Origin of the sequence: Clostridium estertheticum (assembly GCF_018861295.1) — a bacterium.
In the GTDB taxonomy this organism is placed as follows: domain Bacteria; phylum Bacillota; class Clostridia; order Clostridiales; family Clostridiaceae; genus Clostridium_AD; species Clostridium_AD estertheticum_D.
In genome coordinates this window covers 1-10,012 of record NZ_JAHLDM010000048.1, presented here as the reverse complement: position 1 = coordinate 10,012, position 10,012 = coordinate 1, and the positions used below count along the sequence as shown (strand labels likewise).

Annotated in this window: 10 protein-coding genes, 7 tRNA genes and 2 rRNA genes; all 19 read right to left on the bottom strand. The window is 31.5% G+C overall.

Annotated elements, in window-relative coordinates; genetic code table 11:
* Positions 1-420: 420 nt before the first annotated feature.
* Entirely contained in the window at positions 421-1,362 is a 942-nt protein-coding gene (locus tag KPL54_RS25120; RefSeq protein ID WP_216109226.1) for a GNAT family N-acetyltransferase, read from the bottom strand.
* A 113-nt stretch (positions 1,363-1,475) separates the two neighbouring features.
* Positions 1,476-2,240 carry a tRNA threonylcarbamoyladenosine dehydratase gene (locus KPL54_RS25115; RefSeq protein WP_216109225.1) on the bottom strand — a complete coding sequence of 255 codons (765 nt, stop codon included), beginning with the start codon at positions 2,238-2,240 and terminating at the stop codon, positions 1,476-1,478.
* A 182-nt stretch (positions 2,241-2,422) separates the two neighbouring features.
* Complete coding sequence (locus KPL54_RS25110; RefSeq protein WP_216109224.1) at positions 2,423-3,667, bottom strand: DUF1015 domain-containing protein; 1,245 nt, start codon at positions 3,665-3,667, stop codon at positions 2,423-2,425.
* A gap of 26 nt (positions 3,668-3,693) precedes the next feature.
* Positions 3,694-4,605, bottom strand: coding sequence for a D-2-hydroxyacid dehydrogenase (locus KPL54_RS25105; RefSeq protein ID WP_216109223.1), 912 nt, complete (start codon positions 4,603-4,605; stop codon positions 3,694-3,696).
* A 158-nt stretch (positions 4,606-4,763) separates the two neighbouring features.
* A complete protein-coding gene (locus KPL54_RS25100; RefSeq protein ID WP_216109222.1) occupies positions 4,764-5,834 on the bottom strand; it encodes a pyridoxal-phosphate-dependent aminotransferase family protein in 1,071 nt (356 codons plus the stop codon).
* A gap of 320 nt (positions 5,835-6,154) precedes the next feature.
* Positions 6,155-6,343, bottom strand: coding sequence for a hypothetical protein (locus tag KPL54_RS25095; protein WP_216109221.1), 189 nt, complete (start codon positions 6,341-6,343; stop codon positions 6,155-6,157).
* Positions 6,344-6,543: 200 nt separating this feature from the next.
* The gene (locus KPL54_RS25090) at positions 6,544-6,729 is read right to left on the bottom strand and encodes a hypothetical protein (protein WP_071610950.1); all 186 of its coding nucleotides are present in this window, start codon (positions 6,727-6,729) and stop codon (positions 6,544-6,546) included.
* Positions 6,730-6,771: 42 nt separating this feature from the next.
* Positions 6,772-7,491 (bottom strand): hydrolase, encoded by a 720-nt coding sequence (locus KPL54_RS25085; RefSeq protein WP_216109220.1) that lies wholly within the window; start codon positions 7,489-7,491, stop codon positions 6,772-6,774.
* Positions 7,492-7,536: 45 nt separating this feature from the next.
* Complete coding sequence (locus KPL54_RS25080; RefSeq protein ID WP_071610948.1) at positions 7,537-8,064, bottom strand: NAD(+) diphosphatase; 528 nt, start codon at positions 8,062-8,064, stop codon at positions 7,537-7,539.
* A 99-nt stretch (positions 8,065-8,163) separates the two neighbouring features.
* Positions 8,164-8,856: a DNA/RNA nuclease SfsA gene (gene sfsA / locus KPL54_RS25075; protein WP_216109219.1), complete on the bottom strand. Its 693-nt coding sequence runs from the start codon at positions 8,854-8,856 to the stop codon at positions 8,164-8,166.
* Positions 8,857-8,998: 142 nt separating this feature from the next.
* Positions 8,999-9,073: transfer RNA gene (locus tag KPL54_RS25070), tRNA-Glu, on the bottom strand.
* A gap of 10 nt (positions 9,074-9,083) precedes the next feature.
* Positions 9,084-9,159, bottom strand: a tRNA-Lys gene (locus KPL54_RS25065).
* A gap of 4 nt (positions 9,160-9,163) precedes the next feature.
* Positions 9,164-9,238, bottom strand: a tRNA-Gln gene (locus tag KPL54_RS25060).
* 5 nt (positions 9,239-9,243) lie between these two features.
* A tRNA-Arg gene (locus KPL54_RS25055) sits at positions 9,244-9,320 on the bottom strand.
* Positions 9,321-9,333: 13 nt separating this feature from the next.
* Positions 9,334-9,407, bottom strand: a tRNA-Gly gene (locus KPL54_RS25050).
* Positions 9,408-9,414: 7 nt separating this feature from the next.
* Positions 9,415-9,499 (bottom strand) — tRNA-Leu (locus KPL54_RS25045).
* 9 nt (positions 9,500-9,508) lie between these two features.
* Positions 9,509-9,583: transfer RNA gene (locus KPL54_RS25040), tRNA-Glu, on the bottom strand.
* Positions 9,584-9,626: 43 nt separating this feature from the next.
* Positions 9,627-9,743 (bottom strand): 5S ribosomal RNA (gene rrf / locus KPL54_RS25035).
* 182 nt (positions 9,744-9,925) lie between these two features.
* A 23S ribosomal RNA gene (locus tag KPL54_RS25030) occupies positions 9,926-10,012 on the bottom strand; the annotation flags it as partial.

Here is a 10,012-nt window from a genome sequence, read left to right as displayed (position 1 = left end):
AAAATAAAATATTATTTCATTTCTTTACCTATTTCTCTGTTTAATTTTCAAAGACCAATTTGCTTTGTCATCATGTGACGACTTCTACTATTCTATCAGTTGTTTAATCATTTGTCAATAGTATTTTACTTTTTTTAATTAAGTCTTTTACTATCTTGATTAATGTTTCATTGCAAAACAGCAGCAACATGTAATATCTTATCATAATTATTTTTATCCGTTTTATGGTATATATTATTTAAGACAACATAAGTACATAATAATCTTATTTTCTTACTTATTCTACGTTTCTCTCATGTTGATACACTAGGACTAGTATACACATCTATTAACATAAATTGAAGGTTCCCACTATAATAAAAAGGCATTTATTCTAATATACACTATAATCAATATATGATTTGAATTATAGTTAGTTAATTAAATATTTTTAACCTTATAAAAAACCATGTGATCTCTCCATTCGCCATTAATATATAAATATTTTTCACTTATACCAAGTTCCTTAAATCCACAATTTTTTAAAACTCTTTGTGATTTTTCATTATTTATCAGCGTACTAGCTTCGACTCTATGTAATTCTAATTCCTCAAATGCATATGTTACCGCAAGCTTAACAGCCTCCTTCATATATCCCTTGTTTTGTTCTTCCTCATCCATAGAATATCCTATAAAGGCATTTTTAAAAACACCAATAACTATATTCGATATTCTTATTTTACCAATAAGTTTCTTAGCCTTATATATTCCAAAATTAACACCACTACCATTTAAAAATTGTTTATAACCCTCTGTTAAAGTACGTTTTTGACTATCTAAAGTATAAAATGTTTCATCCCTAACCGGTTCAAAACAACTCAAATATTGTCTATTCCTTAAATGAAACCCTAATACCTCCTGCGCATCCCCTGGAGTCAATGCCCGAATATTAATATTCCTACCTTTAATATCTAAATCTCTCCTTATTGAATTCTTATTAAATCTAAAGGCGTTTATACCAAACATCACCTCTGATTGATAATCAGATTTATTTACCACACTATCAGTTATTATACCCTCTAGTTCAAATCCTAAATCAGTAAAAGCACTTACATTTATATTTTCATCAGCAATAATATCCACTTTATTTATTCCCATGTTTTTAAACAAAATATTCAGCATGAGATTTAATGTATCTTTTAAATACTCGTAACTTCCATTGGTATGTTTATGAAATTTTATTCTAAATTGGCAAAATTTGTTTTCTTTATCTAATTCAATTATAAATATTCTTCCTAGTATAATATAATTATTATCTTTTATAATATACTCTCTCTCGTTGCCCTTTAAAGCTTCTAAATTAACATACTTACCTTTGTTCATTTTTAACTCCTTTGTCTACAATAATAGTAATTTAGATCATAAATATATTCATTAACAAAAATAACAAAAGGTGCTTAACCTTACACCCTTGTTTATTTCTCATAATAAAACTATTAAATATTAACCTTTTTTATTAAATCCTTAATCACTTCACCACCAATTATCATTCCTGCCACTGGTGGAACAAAAGATATACTACCGGGGATCTGTCTTTTCATAGCACATTTCTTTGAACCACCGATACATACACAACCTTCTTTACATGTTATAACCTCGTCTGACTTTGGTTTTATAGGAACTTCCTGTGAATAAACTACCTTTAATTTCTCAATATTTCTCTTCCTAAGTTCCTGCCTCATAACCCTTGCAAGCGGACATACTTTTGTATCATAAATATCTACAACTCTAAATAAAGTTGGGTCTAATTTATTACCTGTTCCAAGGCAGCATATAATTTTAATGCCCCGCTTCGTGCAGTACTCAACTAAAGATATTTTTGAAGCTACAGTATCAATAGCATCTACTACATAATCTGTATCTTCAGTAATTATATCTCCCATATTATCTGCTGTCACAAATGTTTCATAAGTAATAACTTCACACTTAGGATTTATTTCGAGTATTCTATCCTTCATTACTAAAACCTTGCTTTTACCTATAGTTTTATGTGTAGCATGTATTTGCCTATTTAAATTTGTTAAACATATAGTATCATCATCTATTAATACTATTTTTCCAATGCCTGCTCTTACTAATGCTTCGACAGTATAACTTCCAACTCCGCCTATCCCAAATACTACTACCTTACTCTCTTTTAACTTGTTTAGGCTATCCATGCCTATAAGTAACTCTGTTCTTGACAATGCATGCTGTGGCATATGTTTTTTCTCCTTCAAAATATATTTTATCGTAATTGTTTTTATACTTTTTATTACTTTCATATTTATTAATTAATTATAATTTTATAATCATCTAATTATACCCCAAATAGTTATAAAGACCACGCATATGCGTGGCCTTTATAACTATTTGAACAGTTCATTTTTACCATTACCTAAAATTATAATTCATGTACAAATATTCCACTTTGTAATTTTGGTTCAAACCAAGTTGATTTAGGAGGCATTGTTTTACCTGCATTAGCTATATCTATAAGATCGTCCATAGTTGTAGGACACATAGAAAATGCAACTTTCATACCACACCTAACTCTTCTTTCAAGTTCCCCAAGCCCTCTGATACCACCTACAAAATCAATTCTAGAATTTGTTGTTGGGTCATCAATTCCTAGAATCGGATCTAATAAATTCTTCTGCAAAATTGATACATCTAATCTTCCTACTGGATCCTTCAAATTAAAAGTTCCTTCTTTAGCCTCTAATTTATACCATTTTCCCTCTAAAAACATCCCATATGTCCTTTGTACTTCTGGCTTAAATTGACCAATACCATCAAAGGTCGTAATATCAAATTTCTCAGAAACTTTATTCATAAATTCATCAAAAGAGTTTCCAAACAAATCTGCAACCACTCGATTATAGTCCATTACATATAAATCATTATCTGGAAATATAACCGATAAGAAGTAATTAAATTCCTCATCACCAGTATAGGATGGTTTATCTTTTCTTCGCTTTAATCCAACTTTGACAGCTGAAGCTGATCTATGATGTCCGTCGGCTATATATAAATAATCGGTCGCCGCGAATATATCAGATAGTTTATTTATAATAGATTCCACGTTAATAACCCAAATGATTTGTGCCACACCGTCTTCTGATTTATAATCATATAATGGAGATTTTGTTTGAGTCCAATTTTTTACTATACTATCTATTTCATCTTTATGTCTATATGTCAAAAATATTGGACCAGTATTACAATTTGTATAATCAACATGATTAAATCTATCAAGCTCTTTATCCGCTCTTGTTAACTCATGTTTTTTAATTGTGTCCTTTATATAATCATCTATTGATGCACAAGCAACTATACCTGTTTGAGACCTTCCATCCATTATTTGCCTATAAATGTACATGCATGGTTTTTCATCTTGAATATACACTTTATCACTAATCATCTTTTGAAGATTTTCTCTAGCCTTTAAATAAACTTGCTTATCGTGTACATCTATACCTTTTGGTAAATCTACCTCTGCTTTATCAACATGTAAAAATGAATAAGGTTTCCCTTTTACCATTTCTCTGGCCTCTTCACTATCCATAACATCATAAGGAAGAGCTGCTACTTTTTCTACTAAATCTAATTGTGGTCTGTATGCTTTAAAAGGCCTTACTATAGCCATAATTGTTCCTCCCGTGATCAATCATTTTAATTGAAAAAACTAATAATAATTTCCATTATTTCAGTACCTATTCTTGTTTGAGCTTCCTTTGTAGCCGCTCCTATATGTGGTGTTACAGACACTTTGGGATGATTAACTAAAGCTTCATTTTTTGTTGGTTCCTCAACATAAACGTCCACACCAGCTCCTGCTAATTTACCATTGTCTAACGCTTCTACTAAAGCAGCCTCATCAACTACTCCACCTCTAGCACAGTTAATTAAAAATGCGCCATCCTTCATCATTGCTAATTGATCTTTTCCTATAGTAGCTCCGCTCTCTTTAATAAAAGGTATATGCAATGATACATAATCTGATTTTTTTAATACATCATTTAACTCTAAGTACTCATACTCATCAAAACCCTTAGCTTTCCCTATTATATCTGTATATATAACTGTCATACCAAGCGCAGATGCTTTTTTTGCTAACTCTTTAGATATTCTTCCAAATCCTATTAGCCCTAGTGTCTTGCCACCTATCTCTACACCCGTATATTTTTTCTTATCCCACTTGCTCTGCCTCATAGCTACATTCGAGATATTAACAAATCTTGATACCGCAAACATATGTGCAAGCGCAAGTTCAGCAACAGATGCACTACTTGCATTAGGCGTATTAGTGACTTTTATTCCTTTTTCCTCGGCATATGCTACATCAATGTTATCAACGCCTACTCCCCCACGAATTATAAGCTTTAGTTTTCCTGCTTCTGCTGCTTTATCAATTATTGGCTTTCTAACCTTTGTTGCAGACCTAACTACAATTACATCAAAGTTTTTTAATTCTTCACCTAAAAATTCTGGTTCATAAAATTTTTCAACAACTTCAAATCCCTTATTTTTTAACTCCTCAATTGCACCTTTTTCCATACCATCAGTAACTAACACTCTAATCATTAAAATCCTCCTCTATATATAAAATATTTTATATCTCATTAAAGTTAAATTAAGAATGAAAAATCACAATATAATTTTTCATTCTTAATTTTTTTATTATTTGTTATAATATGTAACTCCCACTTAGAAAAGTGGGCGACCTTCCTTCTGAAATGTCGTTAAAGTCCTAAAATATCATTAATTATTGCCAATACCTCTTTTACTTCTTCTGGCGTAGTTTCAGCCATATGAGCAATTCTAAATGTCTTATCTTTTAACTTTCCATAACCATTAGAAATCATAAATCCTTTTTCTCCTAATTTCTTGTTTAAATCAGAAATATTAATTTCTTTTGTGTTTTTAATAGCAGTTACTGTATTTGACACAAATTTTTCATTAGGAAATATTGCAAAGTATTTTCTAGCCCATTCGCGAACAACCTCGGCACCAGCTATATGCCTAGCATACCGATTCTCTAATCCTTCTTCTAATATTTTATCTAATTGATAATCTAAAGCAAACATATGTGCAAGGGATGGAGTAGATGGATATTGATAATCCTTCTTTTGTATACACTCATATAGTCCTAATAAATCGAAATATACTCCTCTGTTTGTAACTAATTTAGCCCTTTCTACTGCTTTTTTTGAGAATGTACAAATAGACATTCCTGCAGGTAATCCTAAACATTTTTGAGTTGAAGTTATACAAATATCAATCGCCCAATCATCTACTTTTACTTCTGTTCCGGCAGCATTACTCACCGTATCTACGCATACTACAACATCAGGATACTTTTTATAAACTGATGAAAGTTCTTCCATATTATTCATAAGCCCTGTTGAAGTCTCATTCATAGTAATAGTTATTAAATCGTATTTTCCGGTTTTTAATACTTCTTCAATCATTTCTTTAGTTGTTGGCTCGCCCCATTCAGATTCAAATTTATCCGCTGGTACCCCATTAGCCGTACACATTTGAAACCATCTGTTCCCAAATGCTCCAACTGAAAATATTGCTGCCCTTTTTGCTGTACATGAACGAACAGCACCTTCCATTAGTCCACTTCCTGAACTAGTTGAAAGCATTATTTCTTCTTTAGTATTAAAAACTTTTCTCATTTTATCACTTATGTTCCTTTGTAACGTTGATGCTTCTTTACCTCTATGTGATATTTGAGGAGTAGCCATTTTTTGAAGTACATCTTCCGCTACTTCTACTGGTCCCGGTATAAATAATCTTTTATGCATATTCAACCTCCAAATTTCTATTTTTACAATTTTTTATTCATATTTTTATTGTTATTGAATTATAACACTTATTTTAACACTTAAGTATATGTTTCTCAATGTAATAGGAACAAAGATTATAATTATTTCACTTAATATTATATCAAAATTGTATTCATTTACATATAATACTAAGCTATATGTATAAAACCTATAAAAGCGATAACATTTATGTTACATAATTAAGCACCATATAACAAATCATATCTGTTATATGGTGTTAATACTAGAAATTCTATTTAGGAATATACTATTAAATCATCTACTGCGAAGTCGGTATATTAACCTTGATCTAATCCAGCTAAAGTTTTATCGTACAAATTAACTTCACACTTATTATTTTTTAAATGCTGGCAATTGTCACAACTTTTACTATACGCATTACCTATTGAAGACTGAAATCCTGTTCCTATTGAGTTATATCCATTACAACTATTTGCTACGTGTGTCATCTGTTCTATATTTGGCATAATATTAAACCTCCTAAAATTTAAAATTTAGTTAATATCTATTTATTATTTCCCTAACTTCATCAAATAAATCCTCTTCACATTTTTATTATTTAAATTAATTTTTAAAATTTTAAATAAAAAAAGCTACTAAAACATAAAATGTTCTAATAGCTTGCATATGTTGTTTTTTATAATTTAAATAACATCTAAATATTTTATTAATGAGTTTCCCACCAATAATCTTTTATATTAATTATAGATTCAGTTTCTCTACAATACTTTGTAGTTAAACACTGTCTTAAATTTCTTGGACATCTTTTACATACACAATCCGTTACTTCGCCACTACACTGTTTTGTTAAAGCTTCAGGGCAGTGAATACAATTGTCTCCACCTACAGCCATTTTATCACCTACCATTTTAGTTTAAACTATTTTATCAATAGTTTAAATATTGTTTTCACTATCCTCTTTCTTGTAAATCGTTCTGTACTTAATCATTATTTCATTTAATATATCCGCTACTATCGGTGGCGTATAAGTAATTGCATTAGCACCAGCTTTTATAGTTTCTCTTATAGTTTCATTATCAGGACCTCCAGTTGCAATTATTGGAAAATTAGGATGTTTTTCTCTTATTTTGCTAACTATATAAGCCGTTTTTTTAGCGCCTGAAACATTAATTATAGTAGCTCCTGCTCTTATTCTCGCCTCTATGTCTTCAAATTCTGATACAACTGTAACTATTATTGGAATATCTATAGTTTCCCTTACCTGTGTTATAACTTCATTAGATATTGGACTATTAACAACTATCCCCATAGCACCTTTAAATTCAGCATCTAATGCTAAATTTGTTACTCTCTTCCCAGTAGTAATGCCTCCTCCAACACCACAAAATACTGGTACATCAGCAGCAAGTACCAAGGCTTCCGTTATTATAGGCTGAGGTGTAAATGGATATACTGCAATAATTGCATCAGCGTTTGTATTTCTTATAACAGCTACATCTGTAGTAAAAACAAAAGATTTTAATCTTTTACCAAATATTACAATCCCAGTAGCATCTCTAATAGCCGTTGGTAGCTCTATCATATGTCTTCTCAAATTTCCTGTTATCTGAGGCGCTTTTTGATACATAGTTTTCTCTTTAACTTCTTTTTCCATTTTAATTTCTCTCCCCTCTATTTGTTATCCGATATTTAATCACCTTTACTTTATATCGCATCTATAAGCCTTTTCACCAGTATAATTAATCTCCTTTAATAACTTTCTTACAACTCTCTTACCTATTTCATCTTCACTCATTTCACATATAGCATCATCTATGTTTACCCAATCAGCCCAATCAACTTCAGGCGATTTCTTTATATTTCCTTCAACAAACTTCGCCATAAATGTTAGCATTATAATTTCTTTGGAAGCTAAATAATCACTCCCCAAATATTTAATTTTTCCAACAGTTATACCTGTTTCCTCTTTAACTTCTCTATATACAGTCTCTTCAACAGATTCTCCATTAGTTACATATCCCGATACTAATACCTTTGAATTTTTAAAAGTATAATTTTGTTTGAGAAGTAAGATTTCTTTACCCTTCATAACTGCAACTACTACACATGGTTTGGGTGTGTCAAAATACATATTATCATCAACAGGGCAATATGGTACTGCCCCTTCATCCCAACTATCTTTTTCAATTAATTTTGTTCCGCAAATTGGACAATATATAAATCTCAAATTATCCCTCCTCTTAATGCCTATGTTATTAGTTTAATCCTATTTAGGCTTTAATTCAATTAAAACAAATATCAATAAATCTCTTAGTAATCTTATAAATTACAAAATAATCTCAACAGATTTGCTTAAGGTTATGTAATTCTCACCCACATCACATTCGTATACAAAAATATCTACACCACTTTTGTATGCAAATCGTAGTGCTTCACCAAAAGCTCCATCCATATCATCATAAGGAGAGAAATTTTCTATATTGCTCATTTGAATAAGAAATAGCACTCCAGCTCCTATTCCTATTTTTTTAACTTCTATAAGTTCTAATAAATGTTTTTTTCCCCTCTGCGTAGGCGCATCTGGAAACATACTTTTACCATCTACTTCAAGTGTTACCCCTTTTACTTCAAGATAATATTCCTCACCCATGTTATTAGATAGTTTAAAATCAAATCTACTATTCCCAAAAGTTTTTTCCCTCTGTATTATATTATATTTAACAAGTTTTTGTATCTTTTGGTCTTTTAACGCTTCATCAACAACTTTATTAGGAATTTGTGAATCTATGTTAATAATTTTATTATCTTTATATCCAGCAATTAAATCATATAATGTCTTTCTACTTGGATTAAGCTCTTCTCTTAATAAAACTTTAGATCCTGGAACTAATATTTCTTTACATCTTCCCGTATTAGGAACATGTACTATTATTTCTTTTCCATTAAGATTTACATAAGCTTCAAATCTATTTGGTCTTCTAATGAACTCTGCAATAACAACTCTTTTACTTATAATCATAAATTTATCTCCATTTTTATAAATATACACTTATTTATGAAAATAATCAACACTATACACAATCAAAACAGTATTATTTATAAATTGGATTAATATTTTATAAAATAAAAAAACCCTTGCTTTAAAAGCAAGAGCTTTTTTATGGTGACTCCTAGGGGAATTGAACCCCTGTTACCACCGTGAAAGGGTGGTGTCTTAACCGCTTGACCAAGGAGCCCTAGAAAATTTGGTGGCTTACCGGAGAATCGAACTCCGGACACCATGATTAAAAGTCATGTGCTCTACCAACTGAGCTAGTAAACCATAATGGCTGGGATAGCAGGATTTGAACCTACGAATGCCACAGTCAAAGTGTGGTGCCTTACCGCTTGGCGATATCCCAATGTTTGGTGCGTCTTAAGGGATTCGAACCCCCGGCCCACGCCTTAGAAGGGCGTTGCTCTATCCAACTGAGCTAAAGACGCATATTAAATATAATGGAGCGGGTAGAGGGAATCGAACCCTCGTAATTAGCTTGGAAGGCTAACACTCTACCATTGAGTTATACCCGCTTAATTATGGTGCAGGTGAAGGGAGTTGAACCCATACACCCGAAGGCGCTAGATCCTAAGTCTAGTGCGTCTGCCAATTCCGCCACACCTGCAAATATTTATGGTGACTCCTAGGGGAATTGAACCCCTGTTACCACCGTGAAAGGGTGGTGTCTTAACCGCTTGACCAAGGAGCCTTAAAAAATACTAAAATACTAAAATATTAGTATTTTAGTATTGACCTGGCGACAACCTACTCTCCCACAAGGTCACCCCTGCAGTACCATCGGCGCATTGAAGCTTAACCTTCGTGTTCGGTATGGGAACGGGTGTTACCTTCAGGCCATTATCACCAGATTTATCTTCAGAAATAATAATTGAGAATCTACCGTCGTTGACTACGGATATTCTATATAAATATATTCTCATCATCATTTCTATATAGAGAAGTTTTACTTTCTTTATAGAAAAGTATTCTCTCAAAATTGCACAGTTAGTTCGCAATATTAATATTAATATTAATTGTTACTTGTTTTATCTTGGTCAAGCCCTCGACTTATTAGTATTAGTCAGCTGAACATGTTACCATGCTTACACCTCTAACCTATCAACCTGGTGGTCTTCCA

Bases quoted from the DNA above. Each gene is read 5' to 3' on its own strand.
- KPL54_RS25120 (WP_216109226.1), bottom strand. From the start codon at position 1,362: ATGAACAAAGGTAAGTATGTTAATTTAGAAGCTTTAAAGGGCAACGAG.
- KPL54_RS25115 (WP_216109225.1), bottom strand. From the start codon at position 2,240: ATGCCACAGCATGCATTGTCAAGAACAGAGTTACTTATAGGCATGGAT.
- KPL54_RS25110 (WP_216109224.1), bottom strand. From the start codon at position 3,667: ATGGCTATAGTAAGGCCTTTTAAAGCATACAGACCACAATTAGATTTA.
- KPL54_RS25105 (WP_216109223.1), bottom strand. From the start codon at position 4,605: ATGATTAGAGTGTTAGTTACTGATGGTATGGAAAAAGGTGCAATTGAG.
- KPL54_RS25100 (WP_216109222.1), bottom strand. From the start codon at position 5,834: ATGCATAAAAGATTATTTATACCGGGACCAGTAGAAGTAGCGGAAGAT.
- KPL54_RS25095 (WP_216109221.1), bottom strand. From the start codon at position 6,343: ATGCCAAATATAGAACAGATGACACACGTAGCAAATAGTTGTAATGGA.
- KPL54_RS25090 (WP_071610950.1), bottom strand. From the start codon at position 6,729: ATGGCTGTAGGTGGAGACAATTGTATTCACTGCCCTGAAGCTTTAACA.
- KPL54_RS25085 (WP_216109220.1), bottom strand. From the start codon at position 7,491: ATGGAAAAAGAAGTTAAAGAGAAAACTATGTATCAAAAAGCGCCTCAG.
- sfsA (WP_216109219.1), bottom strand. From the start codon at position 8,856: ATGATTATAAGTAAAAGAGTTGTTATTGCAGAGTTCATTAGAAGACCA.